13 protein-coding genes are annotated in these 17,556 nt (G+C 61.2%); 4 read left to right on the plus strand and 9 right to left on the minus strand.

Annotated features, from left to right (window positions below; translation table 11 throughout):
- Positions 1-24: 24 nt before the first annotated feature.
- From ACOYNB_RS07720 to ACOYNB_RS07730, 3 genes are all read right to left on the minus strand, one after another.
- Positions 25-339 (minus strand): DUF2322 family protein, encoded by a 315-nt coding sequence (locus ACOYNB_RS07720; protein ID WP_422838522.1) that lies wholly within the window; start codon positions 337-339, stop codon positions 25-27.
- A gap of 44 nt (positions 340-383) precedes the next feature.
- Positions 384-1,238, minus strand: coding sequence for a UDP-2,3-diacylglucosamine diphosphatase (locus ACOYNB_RS07725; RefSeq protein WP_422838549.1), 855 nt, complete (start codon positions 1,236-1,238; stop codon positions 384-386).
- A gap of 154 nt (positions 1,239-1,392) precedes the next feature.
- Positions 1,393-3,366 (minus strand): peptidase U32 family protein, encoded by a 1,974-nt coding sequence (locus ACOYNB_RS07730; RefSeq protein WP_422838523.1) that lies wholly within the window; start codon positions 3,364-3,366, stop codon positions 1,393-1,395.
- A 49-nt stretch (positions 3,367-3,415) separates the two neighbouring features.
- Between ACOYNB_RS07730 and ACOYNB_RS07735 the strand changes: the two genes are divergently transcribed.
- Both ACOYNB_RS07735 and rpiA read left to right on the plus strand, forming a co-directional pair.
- Positions 3,416-4,225 (plus strand): DUF1624 domain-containing protein, encoded by an 810-nt coding sequence (locus ACOYNB_RS07735; RefSeq protein WP_422838524.1) that lies wholly within the window; start codon positions 3,416-3,418, stop codon positions 4,223-4,225.
- Positions 4,226-4,259: 34 nt separating this feature from the next.
- Positions 4,260-4,931 carry a ribose-5-phosphate isomerase RpiA gene (gene rpiA / locus ACOYNB_RS07740; RefSeq protein WP_422838525.1) on the plus strand — a complete coding sequence of 224 codons (672 nt, stop codon included), beginning with the start codon at positions 4,260-4,262 and terminating at the stop codon, positions 4,929-4,931.
- 69 nt (positions 4,932-5,000) lie between these two features.
- Here rpiA and ACOYNB_RS07745 read toward each other — a convergent pair whose 3' ends face one another.
- The 6 genes from ACOYNB_RS07745 to ACOYNB_RS07770 all read right to left on the minus strand — a co-directional run bounded on the left by ACOYNB_RS07745 (position 5,001) and on the right by ACOYNB_RS07770 (position 13,290).
- On the minus strand, positions 5,001-6,293 hold the full coding sequence (locus tag ACOYNB_RS07745) for a TIGR03862 family flavoprotein (protein ID WP_422838526.1): 1,293 nt from the start codon (positions 6,291-6,293) through the stop codon (positions 5,001-5,003).
- Positions 6,294-6,296: 3 nt separating this feature from the next.
- Complete coding sequence (locus ACOYNB_RS07750) at positions 6,297-6,914, minus strand: glutaredoxin family protein (protein ID WP_422838527.1); 618 nt, start codon at positions 6,912-6,914, stop codon at positions 6,297-6,299.
- 21 nt (positions 6,915-6,935) lie between these two features.
- Positions 6,936-8,987: a M3 family metallopeptidase gene (locus ACOYNB_RS07755; protein ID WP_422838528.1), complete on the minus strand. Its 2,052-nt coding sequence runs from the start codon at positions 8,985-8,987 to the stop codon at positions 6,936-6,938.
- Between the two features lie 91 nt (positions 8,988-9,078).
- Complete coding sequence (folD, locus tag ACOYNB_RS07760; RefSeq protein WP_422838529.1) at positions 9,079-9,939, minus strand: bifunctional methylenetetrahydrofolate dehydrogenase/methenyltetrahydrofolate cyclohydrolase FolD; 861 nt, start codon at positions 9,937-9,939, stop codon at positions 9,079-9,081.
- Between the two features lie 124 nt (positions 9,940-10,063).
- The gene (locus ACOYNB_RS07765; protein WP_422838530.1) at positions 10,064-10,705 is read right to left on the minus strand and encodes a response regulator transcription factor; all 642 of its coding nucleotides are present in this window, start codon (positions 10,703-10,705) and stop codon (positions 10,064-10,066) included.
- Entirely contained in the window at positions 10,702-13,290 is a 2,589-nt protein-coding gene (locus tag ACOYNB_RS07770; RefSeq protein ID WP_422838531.1) for a PAS domain S-box protein, read from the minus strand. Before ACOYNB_RS07770 ends, ACOYNB_RS07765 begins: the two co-directional genes overlap by 4 nt.
- 192 nt (positions 13,291-13,482) lie before the next feature.
- Here ACOYNB_RS07770 and aceE point away from each other — a divergent pair, with 192 nt between their 5' ends.
- A complete protein-coding gene (aceE, locus tag ACOYNB_RS07775; RefSeq protein WP_422838532.1) occupies positions 13,483-16,185 on the plus strand; it encodes a pyruvate dehydrogenase (acetyl-transferring), homodimeric type in 2,703 nt (900 codons plus the stop codon).
- A gap of 12 nt (positions 16,186-16,197) precedes the next feature.
- Entirely contained in the window at positions 16,198-17,550 is a 1,353-nt protein-coding gene (gene aceF, locus ACOYNB_RS07780; protein WP_422838533.1) for a dihydrolipoyllysine-residue acetyltransferase, read from the plus strand.
- The last annotated feature ends 6 nt before the right edge of the window (positions 17,551-17,556 follow it).

Raw genomic sequence — 17,556 nt, forward strand, 5'->3', positions numbered from 1 at the left:
GTACCCCCATGACGGCAAGAGGGATCAGGTCTGGATCAATTCCACAGTGAATCCCTTGCCGGATTCGATGACGGCCAGCAGGCGGTCGATGTTGGGGTGCTTGCCGGGGTTGGCGCGCGAGTCGGCGGTGTGCTCGGCGTAGATCTCGATGCCTTCTTGCGCCGCCGCCACGTTGATGCTGCCGTGCTTGGCGGCCAACGCTGCATACACAGCCAGCGAGCCAGCCTGGCCCGGCTTGTTTTCAATGGTGGCGGCCACGTTGCCTGCGCCGTCGATCAGCTTCAGGCCAGACAGATGGGCCACGGGGGGCAATTGTTTGAGGTTGTCGGCGAATGCCATAGGGTGCGCTCCAGCGAGGGCCCGGGAGTCGGGCAAAACGGGCGCTATTGTGCCGCAGTCCGCTCCGACTCGCGGGGCACAGGCCACGCATCGGCCTTGCCCGCCATGACACGAGACCAGTCGACGATGGCCAACTCACCGTTCGGGTGCTCGATCAAGGCGGTGAGGCTTTCGACCCAGTCACCGTCGTTGCAGTACAGGGTGCCGTCAATCGAACGCATCTCGGCATGGTGGATGTGGCCGCACACCAGGCCATCGGCGCCGCGCTTGCGGGCTTCACGTGCCAAGGCTTGCTCGAAGTCGGCGACATAGCTGACTGCGCGTTTCACCTTGAGCTTGAGGTACTTGGACAAAGACCAGTAAGGCAGGCCAACACGTGCACGCCACGAGTTCAAATGCCGGTTGAGCTTGAGCGTGAATTCATAAAGCGAATCGCCCAGCAGCGCCAGCCAGCGCGCGCACTGAATCACGCCGTCGTACAGGTCACCATGGGTCACCCACAGTTGCTTGCCATCGGCTGTGGTGTGCAGGCATTCTTCCGCCAGCTCGATGCCGCCAAAAGCGTGGTCCAGAAAGTGCCGCGCAAACTCGTCGTGATTGCCCGGCACATAAATCACCCGGGTGCCTTTGCGTGCCTTGCGCAAGAGCTTTTGGACCACATCGTTGTGGGCCTGCGGCCAGTACCAGTTGCGACGCAGTTGCCAGCCATCAATGATGTCGCCGACCAAATACAGCGTGTCGCACTCCACCTGCTTCAGAAATTCCAGCAAGGCGTTGGCCTGACACCCGGGCGTGCCCAGATGCACATCTGAAATCCAGACGGTGCGAACCCGGTAGCTACCTTCCGACGATGCACCGTGGTCAAGGGGCACATCGGGCGTGGTCGATGAGCGCGGCATGCCGTGCACTCCACCGGTGGGACGTTCACCAGTGGGTGTCGACAAGGCTCGCAAGAGTGGGTCGTTGATCCATGGCCGCATGGCGACCATGTTGATGACCAGATATGACAGTAGCGAGACGCCCGCATGACGAAATCATGCAGGCCGGCGGCGGTCAGGCTGTGGGTCGAGTGCGGTAGAACTGAACGGGGGCTGCCGGGATCTGGTTGAGCACCGATTTCTTGATCTTGCCGACCACATGCATCTCGCAGGGCTTGCAGTCAAAGCGCAGGGTGAGCTTTTCCTTGCCATTGACCAACTGCAGCGGCTCGGCCTTGACCTGGCCTTGCACACCGGTCACGCCCTTGGCCTGCTTGGGACACATGCTCAGCGAGTAACGCACGCAGTGCTTGGTGATCATGAGGCTGACTTCACCCAACTCTTCATGGCTCTCGTAGGCGGCTTCAATCACCTTGACGCCATGTTTGGCGTAGAAGTCGCGCGCCTTGTGGTTGAACACGTTGGCCAGATAGCTCAACGAGTCCTCGGGGTACGTCACAGGCGGTTCGACAGCCTTGGCGCGCACAGGGCGCTCGTAGGCCGCTGCGCGGGCCGCCTCCAGGTTGGCGATGGCGTCCCGACGCAATTGATTGACGGCCGAGGCGGGCACGAACCAGGGTTGCTGGGTCGACAGCATCAGGTCGTGCGCAGCGTACAGCGTGGCGCCGAGCTTGGTCAGGTTGTCGCGCAGGCTGGCTTCCGCCTTCTCGGGCGACTGAGGGGGCTGCTTGTCACAAACCACACGGGCTTTACCGGTGTGGCCGTTTTCGTCGGTCACGGTCAGCGCCAGACCATCGTCGGTGTCAGTCAGGTTCATCCACAGGCCCATGCGGCGCTCGGACGACTTCTTCGACAGCAGGTTTTCCCACGCACGGTCGCGGTTGCGGTTGATGGCCACGCCCGCCTTCAAGTCCTTCAGCGTTTCAATGTCTTCATTGGGGAACACGCGCCAGATGCGGCCCGACTTGCCCACGGGCTCGGCGGTGTTTGCCTGCACGCCTACGATGTCCTTGGTCAGCGTCAGGTAGTTCAGGCCGTCACCGTTGTGGATGCCGCCCGATTCTTTGACAGCCTCATCTTCGATCAGCACGTCAAACCACTTGTCACCCACCTTGGTGACTTCACCCACCGGCAAGCCCAGGTGCTTGGGTGACTCAAAGGCGCCGATGTCTTCCTTGCGGCCGTTCACGAAGTAGTCGGTGCTGCCTCGGTTGAAGTTGCGCTCGGGTTCGGGCTGGAAGTAGAACGTGCACTCACCGGCCGACGCACGGGCCAGCTCCGGGCGCTCTTCGAGGATCTCGTCGAGCAGCATGCGGTAGTGGGCGGTGATGTTCTTCACATAGCCCATGTCCTTGTAGCGGCCCTCGATCTTGAACGAACTCACGCCGGCATCAATCAGTGCTCGCAGGTTGGCGCTCTGGTCGTTGTCCTTCATGGACAGCACGTGCTGTTCGAACGCGACCATCTGGCCTTTGTCGTCCATCACGTTGTAGGGCAGACGGCAAGCCTGAGAGCAATCACCGCGGTTGGCACTGCGGCCGGTATGGGCGTGGCTGATGAAGCACTGGCCGCTGTAGGCCACGCAAAGCGCACCGTGGATGAAAAACTCGATCGCGCAGTGGGTGTTGACCGCAATCGTGCGAATTTGCTTGAGTGTGAGTTCACGCGCCAGCACGATCTGGCTGAAACCCACATCCTGCAGAAACTTGGCCTTCTCCACCGTGCGAATGTCGGTTTGCGTGGACGCGTGCAGCTGAATCGGGGGCAGGTCCAATTCCAGCAAACCCATGTCCTGCACGATCAGGGCATCCACCCCGGCGTCGTAAAGCTCCCAGATCTGCTTGCGGGCAGGCTCCAGTTCGTCATCGCGCAAGATGGTGTTCAGCGTGGTGAAAATCTTGGCGTTGTAGCGGTGCGCATGCTGCACCAGACGGGCGATGTCACTGACCTCGTTGCTGGCGTTGGTGCGCGCGCCAAACGACGGTCCGCCGATGTAGACAGCGTCTGCGCCGTGGTTGATGGCCTCGATGCCGATGTCGGCAGTCTTGGCGGGCGCGAGCAATTCAATTTGGTGGCGGGCGAGAGACATGGGGCAAGCGCAGGCAACTGCAAAAGAGCAAACCGCCGATACTAGCGCCATGCGCTCGAAAAAAGCTCAAAACCTTCAATCGTCACTTCAAGCCAGTGGGAATTCAGGCCGTTTTGACCGGCTGGATGCCTTGCGAGGCTTCGCGCTCATCTGGATGGCGGTGTTTCACTTCTGTTTTGACCTGAGCAACTACCGCCTGCTGGACGCGAATTTCTACGCCGATCCGCTGTGGACGGTGCAGCGCACCTGCATCCTCTCGCTGTTCCTGATTTGCGCAGGCGCCGGGCAGGCTGTGGCCACCGAGCAAGGGCAGACCTTGGCACGTTTCTGGCGCCGGTGGGCGCAAATCGTGGGGTGCGCGCTGCTGGTCAGCGCCGGCAGCTGGTTCATGTTTCCTCACAGCTACATCAGCTTTGGTGTGCTGCATGGCATGGCTGTCATGCTCATCGTGGCCCGCTTGAGTGCGCCTTTGCGAAGCCGGCTGTGGGGGCTGGGCGGTGTGGCACTGGCCTTGCCGCAACTCATTCAGCATCCGTTTTTTGACACACGTTTGACCAACTGGGTGGGGCTGGTCACGCACAAGCCCATCACCGAAGATTACGTCCCCATCCTGCCGTGGCTCGGGGTGATGTGGTGGGGCATGGCCGCGACACAGTGGATCCTGTCACACCGCCGACACTGGCTCTCGGCACAAACCCTCGGTTCGGGTGACAATGCCGGCTTGCCGCGTTTCATCGCCGCTGCGCGCAGCAAATTGGCGGTGCTGGGACGCTGGAGCCTGACTTTTTACATGGTGCATCAGCCGGTGATGATCGGCGGGCTGCTGGCGTGGATGACACTGACCGGACGCCCCTTCTGAGCCGCTCGATGCCCAAACCAACGGAACCCCACAGATGACCCAAGACGAACTCAAGACCCTGGTTGGCCGCGCGGCGCTGGACTATGTGCAACCCGGCAGCATCGTGGGGGTGGGCACCGGCTCGACCGTGGACAAGTTCATCGACGCCTTGGGCGAAGCCTTGAAGGCCGATCCTGCCCGCGTGGTCGGCGCCGTGTCCAGTTCGGTCCGCAGCACGCAGCGCCTCGAAGCGCTGGGCATCAAGGTCTTGCCCGCAGAGTCGGTGACGGCCCTGGGTGTCTACATCGATGGCGCTGACGAAATCGATCACGCCGGCAACATGGTCAAAGGCGGCGGCGCAGCCCTGACGCGCGAAAAGATCGTGGCCGATCTGGCCGACAAGTTTGTCTGCATTGCCGACGAATCCAAGCTGGTTCAGGCGCTGGGCAAGTTCCCTCTGCCTGTGGAAGTGATTCCCATGGGCGCCGCACAGGTGATCCGCGCTTTTGCCAAGCTGGGCGGCGTGGGCAAGGTGCGTGAAGGCGTGACCACCGACAACGGTAACGTGGTGGTCGACGTGACGGGCCTGAGCATCACGAAGCCCGCGCAGTTTGAATCCGACATCAACCAGATCCCCGGCGTTGTGACCGTGGGCGTGTTCGCGCGCAACAAGGCTTCGGTGTGCTTGTTGGGTACGGCCCAAGGCGTCAAGACCATGACGTTCTGAGCGCGCGCTGCGCTTTGGAGGCTGAGTGATCAGCCTCTCTGCGAACCAGCCTCGCCGAGGCTGGTTTTTTTACGCCTGTGTTGGCCGAACGTAGGCCAGCGCGCCCAAGCCCGCTTGTCGACCCGTGGCCATGGACGCTGTGAGCAGGTAGCCGCCGGTGGGGGCTTCCCAATCCAGCATCTCGCCTGCACAAAACACGCCGGGCAATGAACGAACCATGAGGTGCTCGTCCATCGCTTCAAACTTGACGCCACCGGCCGTGCTGATGGCCTCGTCCATGGGGCGTGTGCGCGTCACGGTGAGGGGCAGAGCCTTGATGGCCTGAGCAAGGCTGGCGTCATCGGCCAGTTGCTCGGGTGACAGGCACTCGTGCAGCAAGGCCATCTTCAAACCTTGCAGACCCAGTCGGCTCTTCAGGTGGGTGGACAGGCTGCGTGGTCCACGTGGGCGGCTGACCTCGGCCAGCACCTGTTCTGGCGTGTGCGCGGGCAGCAAGTCCAAGTGCAGGGTACACGCACCATCTTGATTGATGCGCTCACGGATGCGGCTGGAAAAGGCGTAAATCAGGCTGCCTTCGATGCCGGTGTCGGTCAGCACAAACTCACCCTGCTGGCGCTGCGTGTGCCCCTGAACATCGGTCACGGTGATGGCCGCAGGTTTGATGGGCTGTCCCGCAAACTTGTGCCGTAGGAAATCGCTCCAGCCTGCACGATCAGGTGCTGTAGGTGCCACATCAAAGCCACAGTTGGCCGATTGCAAGCGGGCCGTGTCTACGCCTCTGGCCTGCAGCAACGGCATCCAGCTGCCGTCTGACCCCAGTCGAGCCCAACTGCCGCCTCCCAAAGCGAGGATGGTGCAGGCCGCTGCCTTGTTGATTTCACCATCGGGTGTGGTGAAACGCAGTGCGCCTTGATCGGTCCAGCCCGTCCAGCGGTGACGCATGTGAAAGCGCACGCCCGCTTCGCGCAGGCGATGCAGCCAGGCGCGCAGCAAAGGGGCAGCCTTCATGTCGGTTGGGAACACCCGTCCGGACGTGCCGACGAAGGTGTCGACACCCAAGTCGGCAGCCCAAGCACGCATGGCGTCGGGTGAAAATGCCTCGACAGCAGGCTTCAGCGCCGCTTCACGTTCAGCAAATCGTGTGGTGAAGCGCTCAAACGGCTCGGAATGGGTCAGGTTGAGGCCGCCTTTGCCTGCCAGCAAAAACTTGCGGCCCACCGAAGGCATGCCGTCGTACAGATCAACGGGCACGCCGTGGGCAGACAGCACTTCGGCTGCCATGAGACCGGCCGGGCCCCCGCCAACAATGACAACGGACGCGGGTGCAGCACCGGCTGCGGCGGGAACAGTGGTATCAGTCAAGGATCAGAAACGGAAGCCGGATGGAGCGTTGCCCGCAGGCGAGGCTGGAGAAGTGTCAGGAGACTGGCTCGACGATGGTGCGGGCTCGCTGGCCTTGGCGGCAGGCGGTGGCACCAGCGGTGATGGGCTAGCCTGGCGATAATTGCGGGGCAGCATGGACGTGGCGGGGTAGCCCGCTGCATTCAGGTACTCGGTCCATTCACCTTGGCTGAACCCGAGGATCTGCTTGGCACCGATGCGAACCACTGGCAACTGATCGGTTTTTTCAGAGGCGCGGAATTGGCGCACGTCATCAGGGGTGTTGACCGTTTTCTCGGTAAAAGGCACACCGCGGCTGCGCAACAGGTCTCGGCCTGCATCGCAAGGCGAGCAGCTTTTGCTGGTGTAAAGCGTGACGGGATAACGTCCGACGGACGCCTGCAATTCAAATGGCAGGTTCTCAGTGGATGAGGTGGCGCCGTTGGCCTTGATCGTTTGAGCCGTCTGGTTGACGGGTTCACGATCGGTGTAGGTGATGCGGCCGTCTGGCTCCACGACCTTATAGAGGGCCCATGCCGACGAACTCATGCCAACCAAGGTCAGGCTGGTGATCAAAGTTGTCGCAACAACGCTCGGCTTCATCTTCGTCATCCTTGTCTGTCTTCAGCTCATGCCCTGATGGCGCAAGAGGGCATCAATTTGAGGCTCACGACCGCGGAAAGCCTTGAAGTTTTCCATGGCGCTGCGGCTTCCGCCCGCTTCCAGAATGGCTTCACGGTAACGACGACCGACTTCGGGGTTGAGCACACCGAACTCGGGCGTCGCTGCCTCTTCGAAGGCGGCGTAAGCATCTGCAGAGAGTACCTCAGCCCACTTGTAGCTGTAGTAGCCCGCAGCGTAGCCGCCTGCAAAGATATGTGAAAAGCTGTGCTGGAAACGATTGAACGCTGGCGGAATGTTTACCGCAACTTCCTGGCGCACCTCATCGAGCACGGCCTGGATGCGGCTTTCGTTGCCGGGTTCGGCATGCAGTCGCATGTCGAACAGCGAGAACTCGATCTGGCGCAGGGTCATCAAACCGCTTTGGAAGTTCTTGGCAGCGGTCATCTTGTCGAACAACTCACGGGGCAGGGAGGCCCCCGTGTCGACGTGGCAGGTCAGCTTCTGAACGACGTCCCATTCCCAGCAGAAGTTCTCCATGAACTGGCTGGGCAACTCGACAGCGTCCCATTCGACACCGCTGATGCCCGCCACGCCGATGTCATCGACCTGGGTGAGCATGTGGTGCAAGCCGTGGCCGAACTCGTGGAAGAGGGTGGTCACGTCGTCGTGGGTGAGCAGGGCGGGCTTGTCGCCCACACCCTTGGCGTAGTTGCACACCAGGTGCGCCACGGGTGTTTGGGTGGTGTGGGTGTCAGGGCGCTTCCAGCGGCCACGAACGTCGTCCATCCAGGCGCCTGGGCGCTTGCCGGGGCGAGCGTAGGGGTCGAGGTAGAACTGGCCTACCAGCTTGCCGTCACGTTCGATGCGGAAGAAGCGCACCGACTCATGCCACACCGGCGCGATGTCCGACTGAATTTGCACGTCAAACAGCGTTTCGATCAGGTTGAACAGTCCCTTGAGCACGGTGGGCTCGGTGAAGTACTGTTTGACTTCCTGGTCGCTGAACGCGTAGCGGGCCTCCTTGAGCTTTTCGCTCACAAAGGACACGTCCCAGGCTTGCAAATCGTCCAGACCGCAGTCGCTCTTGGCGAACGCGCGCAACTCGGCCATGTCGGTTTCGGCGAAGGGGCGCGCGCGCTTGGCCAGATCGCGCAGGAAATCCATCACCTGCTGTGGGTCATGGGCCATCTTGGGCACCAGCGACACCTCGGCAAAGTTGGCGTAGCCCAGCAGTTGGGCCTCTTCCTGGCGCAGGGCCACGATGTCACGCATCAGGGGCGAGTTGTCACGCTCGGCGGCGCCCAATTCGCTGGCCCGGGTGGTGTACGCACGGTAAAGGGTTTCGCGCAGACCACGGTGGGTGGCGTACTGCATGACCGGCAAGTAACTCGGCATGTGCAGTGTCAGCTTGTGGCCCTCTTTGCCTTCGGCTTGTGCCGCAGCACGGGTGGCATCGATGACGTCTTGCGGCACGCCAGCCAGTTCGTCGGCACTGGCGTAATAGGCGTAGGCATCGGTGGCATCCATCACGTGCTCGGAAAAGGCTTGCGACTTGGCCGCCTGTTCTTCCTGGATGGCTGCAAAGCGATCCTTGGCGGCGCCTTGCAGTTCGGCGCCACCCAGCACGAAGCCACGCAAGGCATTGTCCAGCGCACGTTGGCGGGGCGCACTCAGCAGATCATGCGCTGGTAGGTTGTGCTGGGCTTCTGCCAACGCTTTGTACTTGGCGTACAGACGCTCGTCGGCACCCAGGCGGGTGTAGAACTCGGTGATGCGGGGCAGGTTCTCGTTGTAGGCTGCGCGCAACTCAGGCGTGTCGGCGACACTGTTGAGGTGCCCCACCGTACCCCATGCGCGACCCAATCGCTCGGTGGCCACGTCCAGCAGCAGCGACAGCGCATCGTAGTCGGCAGGAACCTCCGGGCCAGTGACCCGGGTCAGCGCGCCGTCGGCATCGGCCAGCAGCACGTCCAGTGCGGGTGTCACGTGTTCAGGCTTGATCTGATCGAACAGGGGCAGGCCGGTGGTGTCAAGCAAGGGGTTGGTGCTCATGGGGTGTGACAGAGAGTCCTGGGCGGATAAATGAGGCGTCACCGATGGAATGCAAGGCCAGTGCCGGGTGGCATCGGCCTTGCGCAGCGCATCAGGCTTGACCTGAGGTGCGCTCGGCTGCTTCCATGGTGTTGACCAGCAGCATGGTAATGGTCATCGGGCCAACCCCACCGGGGACGGGGGTGATGTAGCCTGCGACTTCCTTGCAGCCGTTGAAGTCCACGTCACCGCAGAGCTTGCCTTCGTCGTCGCGGTTCATGCCCACATCGATGACCACGGCACCGGGTTTGATCATGTCGGCGGTCAGCACATTGCGCTTGCCCACGGCGGCCACCACGATGTCGGCCTGGCGGGTCATGGCGCCCAGATCAGCGGTGCCGCTGTGGGTGATGGTGACCGTGGCGTTGGCTTGCAACAGCATCATGGCCATGGGCTTGCCCACGATGTTGGAACGGCCGATGACCACCGCGTGCTTGCCGCGCAGGTCCTTCATGCCGATGGACTCGAGCATCTTCATGCAGCCGTAGGGTGTGCAGGCCTTGAAGCCCACTTCGCCCACCATCAGGGCGCCTGCGCTGGCAACGTGGAAGCCGTCCACGTCCTTCAGGGGCGAAATGGCTTCGATGACCTTGTGGTCGTCGATGTGCTTGGGCAGGGGCAGTTGCACCAGGATGCCGTGGATACTGGGGTCGTTGTTCAATGCATCGACGCGGGCCAGCAGTTCAGCCTCGGTCAGGGTGGCGTCGTACTTTTCCAGCACCGACTTGAAGCCGGCGTCTTCGCAGGCCTTGACCTTGTTGCGCACGTAGACCTGGCTGGCGGGGTTGTCACCCACCAAGATCACGGCCAGACCAGGCTTGGTACCCTTGGCGGTGAGGGCGGCTGCGCGTTGTGCGACTTCGCCACGCAATTGTTTGGACAGGGCGTTGCCATCGATGAGTTGTGCGGTCATGGGCTGCTCCAGAGAGAAAAAGGACAGAACTGAAAAACGGAAAAGGCCGCCACGCTCAGGAGCGGCGGCCTTTCGGCATGGCGATAAACGGAAGGCCAATCAGCAGACTGGCCTCCACTAGACCTTACTTGGCCTGGTTGGCTGCCGGTTGGGCGTTGGCGCCGAGTGCAATCTTGAGCAGGTCGGCCACGGTGTTGGCGTTGAGCTTTTCCATCACGTTGGCGCGGTGGGCTTCAACGGTCTTGATGCTGATGCCCAGATCGTCGGCGATCTGTTTGTTCAGGCGGCCGGCCACAATCCGTTCCAGCACTTGCGCTTCACGGGTGGTCAGGCGCGACAGCAGAGCCTCGCGGCTGGCAGCTTCTTGCGATTGCGAGAAGGCCGCACGCGCTTCTTCGAGCATGCGTTCTACCAAGGACACCAGTGCGTCTTCCTTGAAAGGCTTCTCGATGAAGTCCATCGCGCCCTTCTTCATTGTGTTCACGGCCATGGGCACGTCGCCGTGACCCGTGATGAACACGATGGGCAGAGGCGACTTGCGCTCCAGCAGCTTGTCTTGCAGTTCCAGGCCGCTCATGCCATCCATGCGGATGTCGGTGATCAGGCAGGCGACTTCACGGGGGTCAAAGCGGGCGAGGAACGATTCGGCCGAGTCAAAGCAGCGGACACGGTAGTCCTTGCCTTCCAGAAGCCACTGCAACGAGTCGCGCACGGCCTCGTCGTCATCAACCACATACACAGTGCCTTTTTTCGGGATCAAGCTCATGGGTTATCGGCAAGTAAGTCGTTGGAAGGGGGAGTGCCGGTATCGGCGAAGTCGACCTCCCCACTGCTATCGATCGGGAGGTTGAACGTGAAACGACAACCTGTGATCGATGTCCCATTGTAGATGTTCTCGGCCTTGATCCGACCATGGTGTGACTCAATGATCGAGCGGCACAAACTCAGGCCAATGCCCAGTCCCTCCGCCTTGGTGGAGTGGAAGGCTTCAAAGAGGCGCTCCAGCATCTCTTCTTTCATGCCCGGGCCGCTGTCAGAGACCGAAAACTCCACCACTTCGCCTTGGTCGTCGGTGCGGCGTTGTTGCACGCGAAGGTCGATATGACGACGTGATTGTGGCATTTGCGACGAGTCGATGGCTTCGGCTGCATTTTTCAGCAGGTTCAGCAGTACCTGCTCGATCAGGATGGGGTCGGCCATCACGATGGGCAGGCGGTTTGCGACGGTGGTGTTGAGCGTGACGCGGCGGCGTTTCATTTCGAACACAGCCAGGTCGAGCACGGCGTCGGTGATGTCGCGCACACGGCACGGTTGGCGCTGAGGTTCGCTGCGCTTGACGAACTGCCGGATGCGGTGGATGACTTGGCCGGCCCGCTGCGCCTGACGTGTGGTCTTTTCCAGTGCCCCCAGGAGTTGTTCCTGATCGATGGTGCCAGATTGGATGCGGCTCATCATGCCGCTGCAGTAGTTCGCAATGGCTGCAAGTGGCTGATTGAGCTCGTGCGCCACGGTCGAGGCCATTTCACCCATGGTGATCAGGCGGCTGGTGAACTGCGCTTTCTCGGCTTGTCGGGCCGCGGCTTCTTCAGCCTGACGACGTGCTGTGATGTCGGTGGCAATCAGCATCTGGGCAAGGTTGCCGTCCGTCCACTGTACGTACCGGGCACGCACGTCAAACCACTTCTGGATGCTGTCGACGAAGACTTCGCGCGTGTCGCTGCCGGCGTTGGTCAGTGCCTGGGTTGGGATGCCGCCAAAGTTGTCGACCGATTCGTCACTGTCGATGACCTCGTCGGGCATGATTTCACCGCCTGTCAACTGGGTGTGGGCGTCGGGGTTGGCGCCAAACCAGATGCGGTACGAGCGGTTGGCAAACAGCAACTCGCCACGCTGCACGGACACCACGGACACGGCCGCATCCAGCCCCTCCAGCACCGTGGTGAAGCGCTCGTGGGCCGCAGTGAGTTGGTCCCGCACGCGCTTGGCTTCGGTGATGTTGGTCACCGATGTCATCCAGCCGGTCTGGTCGCCTTGGGCGTCGATCAGGGGAGACACGTACATCCGCGCATCAAACTGGGTGCCGTCGCGACGCTGCATCAGCACCTCGATGCCGCCCATGGGGCTGCGGCCCAGCAACTCTTGTTGAAAGATGCGGTGGAACTCGTCGAGGCGGTCTTTGGGCCAGTAAGGGTAGGGGGGGACGCAACCCAGCAGTTCGTCTTCCGAGAAGCCGGTCATGGCACAGAACGCCGGGTTCACGTAGGTGATGCGGCCTTCCAGGTCGATGGTGCGCATGCCGGTGAGCATGGAGTTTTCCATGGCCCGACGGAAGTTGGTTTCCTGCACCAGGGTCTTCTGGATTTGAGAGCGGCGGCGCATGTGTCGCAGCGTGCCCATCAGGGTCCACACCGTCAGGGTGGACAGCGCAATCACCATCCAGAACAGCGTGTTCCCGACCAGATCACCCGAGGTCTTGTAGCCCATGCCACGCAACATCAGGCCATTGCCCACCGGTGTGACCATGACGTCGTGGACGAAGGTGGGGTGCGACGTGGTTTTGCTGTTGCCGCCGAAGGTACTGGTCAGCAACTGACCGCTGGGGTTGGCCAACCCCATGGCGTGGCGACTGCCGACCTCGCGCGGAACGAGGTAGCGGAGCATGGATTCAAGCGAGTACTCCGCAACCAGCGTGCCTTGGAAGCCGTTCCGATCCACCATGGGGACATGCACCTGAACAATGCTGGCGCCGGTCTGGTTGGGAAAAGGGTGGGAGTAGACGGGTTGGTTGCGATCGTGCGCCAACTGGAAGGCTTGAAGTGGCAGCTTGCCTTCAATGAGCGGGTTGTAATTGTCTGCGGGGTTGCCAGAAGGATCAATGTCTTCTGTGACACCCGGGTCAAGCGGCAGTGTCAGCGCCGTGCGCGCTGCTTTCACTGTGCCGTTGGCCTGTATCCATGACAAGCTGAGAATTTCTGGCCGTGCACGGACAAAGTCGCCGGCTTGCCGCATGAATGCTTCCGGGGCAACGGACTTCAGGCTGATGTCTCGGGCCAGACGCTGTAACTGTTCCTGGTTCTCTACCAGTCGCAAACGGATCTGTTGTTGCACGACTTCAGTGTCGCGCTTGACCGACTCTTGCGCACGCTCCAGTTCTTCGTTGCGGAGGTACCAGAAGGCCGCAATGATGGCGGCCAAAAACAGCAGGACCGAGATCAGCGGGCCGAGTGTGGCGTAGCGATCTTGTTGGCTGGGGCTCTTTTTCTGCCACCAACGCCAGAACAGTCGTGCACTGGGGCGCGCAGGCGGCGTGGGAGGCATGGGTGCTGTGTCTGGCGATGCAGAGAAGTCCATATGGGGATTGTCCGAATACGGACTCGTTCCTGAGGCTTTGAATTGATGGCGTATATTTTGGACTGTTTCCTCACCCTACCGGGTGTTGAAGCAAATCATAGTGCCGGGGTTCTGCCGTTTATCCACGGGCCAGGACTTGGGCTCTCGTCCAAACTGGATGCGAGCCGCTATCAACAATTTGGAGACTTACCCATGTCTGCTCAAGATCCGCAGAAGTCTGTCCCATCGGACTTGGATCCTCAAGAAACGCGCGAGTGGCTGGACGCCTTGTCCGGCGTGATCGACGCTGAGGGCCGAGAGCGTGCCCACCAACTCCTTGAAAACGTCCTCGATCACGCCAGACAGGCGGGCATCGACATGCCGTTTTCGGCCAACACGGCTTACGTCAACACCATTCCGGTGGAAGACGAAGAGCGTTGTCCGGGCAATATCGACATCGAGGAACGTTTACGCGCCTACATGCGCTGGAACGCCATGGCGATGGTCGTCAAGGCCAACCGACATAACCCGGAAGATGGCGGCGATCTTGGGGGGCATATTGGCTCCTTTGCATCGTTGGCCCATATGTTTGGTGCAGGGTTCAACCATTTCTGGCATGCCGAGAATGAGCATCACGGTGGCGACTGCATTTATTTCCAGGGGCATGTGTCTCCTGGCATTTATGCACGGGCGTACCTAGAAGGCCGACTGACCGAAGAGCAGTTGCTGCATTTCCGCCAGGAAGTCGATGGTCAAGGTCTGTCGAGCTACCCGCATCCGAAGTTGATGCCCAACTTCTGGCAGTTCCCGACCGTGTCGATGGGCTTGGGCCCACTGATGGCCATCTATCAGGCGCGTTTCCTGAAATACCTGCACGCACGGGGTCTGGCAGACACCAGCAACCGCAAGGTGTGGGTCTTCTGTGGTGACGGCGAGATGGATGAGCCCGAATCTCTGGGCGCCATTGGCTTGGCTGCACGCGAAAAGCTCGACAACCTGATTTTTGTCGTGAACTGCAACTTGCAGCGTCTGGATGGTCCGGTGCGCGGCAACGGCAAGATTGTTCAGGAACTGGAAGGTGAATTCCGGGGTTCCGGTTGGAACGTGATCAAGGTGCTGTGGGGCAGTGACTGGGACCCCCTCCTTGCGAAAGACAAGGAAGGCCTCATGCGCAAGATCATGATGGACATCCCGGACGGTGATTACCAGGCCATGAAGGCCAACGACGGCGCCTTCGTTCGCAAGAACTTCTTCGAGCGCGATCCGCGTGTGGCCGAGATGGTCTCGAAGATGTCGGACGAGCAGATCTGGGCCTTGCGTCGTGGCGGCCACGATCCGCAAAAGGTGTACGCCGCCTACCACCGCGCCGTGAACCACAAGGGGCAGCCAACCGTCTTGCTGATCAAGACGGTCAAGGGCTTTGGCATGGGCAAGGCCGGTGAAGGCAAGAACACCGTTCACCAGACCAAGAAGCTCACGGACGAAGACATCAAGTACTTCCGTGACCGCTTCAACATTCCGATCCCGGACAGCGAACTGCCCAAGATCCCGTTCTACAAGCCGGCGGACGATTCGCCGGAAATGAAGTACCTGCATGCACGACGTCAGGCTTTGGGGGGGTATTTGCCGCACCGTCGCCAGCGTGCCGACGAGCAGTTCACCATCCCGCCTTTGGACACGTTCAAGGCCATTCTGGACCCCACGGCCGAGGGCCGCGAGATTTCCACGACACAGGCTTACGTGCGTTTCCTGACGCAGTTGCTGCGTGACCCTTCACTGGGTTCGCGTGTGGTGCCGATTCTGGTGGACGAGGCGCGCACCTTCGGGATGGAAGGCCTGTTCCGTCAGATCGGGATCTACAACCCGGCGGGCCAGCAGTACACCCCGGTCGACAAGGACCAGGTGATGTATTACCGCGAGGACAAGGCCGGTCAGATCCTGCAAGAGGGCATCAACGAGGCCGGTGGCATGTCGAGCTGGATTGCCGCAGCGACGAGCTACAGCACCAGCAACCGGATCATGATCCCGTTCTTTGTGTACTACTCGATGTTCGGGTTCCAGCGCATTGGCGATCTGGCCTGGGCGGCGGGTGACATGCAGGCTCGCGGCTTCTTGCTGGGCGGCACTTCCGGGCGCACCACGCTCAATGGCGAAGGGCTGCAGCACGAAGATGGCCACAGCCACATCCTGGCGGGCACCATTCCGAACTGCGTGTCGTATGACCCGTCGTTTGCGCATGAAGTGGGCGTGATCCTGCACCATGGGCTGAAGCGCATGGTCGAGAACCAGGAGAACGTGTTCTTCTATCTGACGCTGCTCAACGAGAACTACGCCATGCCGGGCCTCAAGCAAGGCACGGAAGAGCAAATTCTCAAGGGCATGTATCTGTTGCAAGAGGGTGCAAAGGGCATGGCCCACAGCGTGAACCTGCTGGGTTCCGGCTCGATCTTGCGTGAGTCGATGGCAGCCAAGGCGCTGCTGGAAGCCGACTGGGGCGTGTCTGCCAATGTGTGGAGTTGCCCTAGCTTCAACGAGCTGGCCCGGGATGGCCATGACGTGGAGCGCTTCAACATGCTTCATCCGGCAGCCGTACCGGCCGTGCCGTTTGTGACGCAGCAGCTGCAGCCATTCGATGGGCCTGTGGTGGCATCGACCGATTACATGAAGAACTACGCCGAGCAGATTCGCCCCTTCATTCCGCGTGGCCGCAGCTACAAGGTCTTGGGCACGGATGGCTTCGGACGCAGTGACTTCCGCAGCAAGTTGCGTGAACACTTCGAGATCAATCGTCACTACATCGTGGTGGCGGCCCTCAAGGCGCTGGCTGATGACGGCAAGGTGGCGCGTACCAAGGTGGCCGAGGCCATTCAGCAGTACGGCATCAAGGCCGACAAGGTCAACCCGCTGTACGCCTGATGGGAGCACAACATGGCATTGATTGAAGTGAAGGTTCCCGATATCGGGGATTTCAAGGAAGTAAGCGTCATCGAAGTGCTGGTCAAGCCAGGTGACACGGTGAAGGCCGAGCAAAGCCTCATCACCGTCGAGTCGGACAAGGCGTCGATGGAAATTCCGTGCTCGCACGCCGGGGTGGTCAAGGAGTTGAAGGTGGCCTTGGGTGACAAGGTGGCCGAGGGCTCCTTGGTGCTGATGCTGGAAACCGCGGATGCGGCAGGTGTTGCTCAAGCGGCACCCGCAGCAGCGGAGCCTGTTGCTTCGGTGCCGGCGCCTGCCGCGGCTCCCGCGCCCGCAGCGACACCGGTGGCGGTGTCCGTGGCATCGAGCGCCCCTGCGGTGGCCGCACCAGCTGCACTGCCGGCGCATCAGCCGGGCACGCCGTCGGGCAGCTTGCCGCATGCGTCGCCCAGCATCCGCAAGGCGGCGCGCGAATTGGGTGTGCCACTGGCCGAAGTCAAAGGCAGCGGCTTCAAAGGCCGCATCACCCTGGATGACCTGCAAGGTTTTGTCCAGCAGGTGATGGCGGGTGACGCGCAAACGGCCGCGCAAAAGGCCAAGGCGCCGACTGCCGCATCGGTGGGTGGTGGTTTGCCGGGTTTGTTGCCGTGGCCGCAGGTCGACTTCGCCAAGTACGGCCCCATCGAGCGCAAGGATCTTTCGCGCATCAAAAAGATTTCTGGTGCGAACCTGCATCGCAACTGGGTCATGATTCCGCACGTCACCAACCATGACGATGCTGACATCACTGAGCTGGAAGCCTTCCGCCTGCAGTTGAACAAGGAAAACGAGAAGGCAGGCGTCAAGGTGACCATGCTGGCGTTCCTGATCAAGGCTGCAGCGGTGACGTTGAAGAAGTTTCCCGAGTTCAATGCATCGCTGGATGGCGATCAGTTGGTCTACAAGGAGTACTTCCACATCGGCTTTGCGGCGGACACGCCCAATGGCCTGGTGGTGCCGGTGATCAAGGATGCGGACAAGAAGGGCATCTTGCAGATCAGCCAGGAGACCGCTGAGCTGGCCAAGAAGGCCCGTGAAGGCAAGATGAGCCCGGCAGACATGCAAGGTGGCTGCTTCAGCATCAGCTCACTGGGCGGGATCGGCGGCAAGTACTTCACGCCCATCATCAATGCGCCAGAAGTGGCCATTCTGGGGGTGTGCAAGAGTTCGCTGGAGCCCAAGTGGAACGGCCAGGCGTTCGAGCCTCGGCTGATGTTGCCGCTGTCGCTGTCTTATGACCATCGTGTCATTGATGGTGCGGCGGCGGCGCGCTTCAATGTCTACTTTGCGTCTTTGCTGGCGGACTTCCGCCGCATCGTGCTGTGATCGGAG

The sequence above is a fragment of the Aquabacterium sp. genome (assembly GCF_049317225.1).
Taxonomy (GTDB): Bacteria; Pseudomonadota; Gammaproteobacteria; order Burkholderiales; family Burkholderiaceae_C; genus Aquabacterium.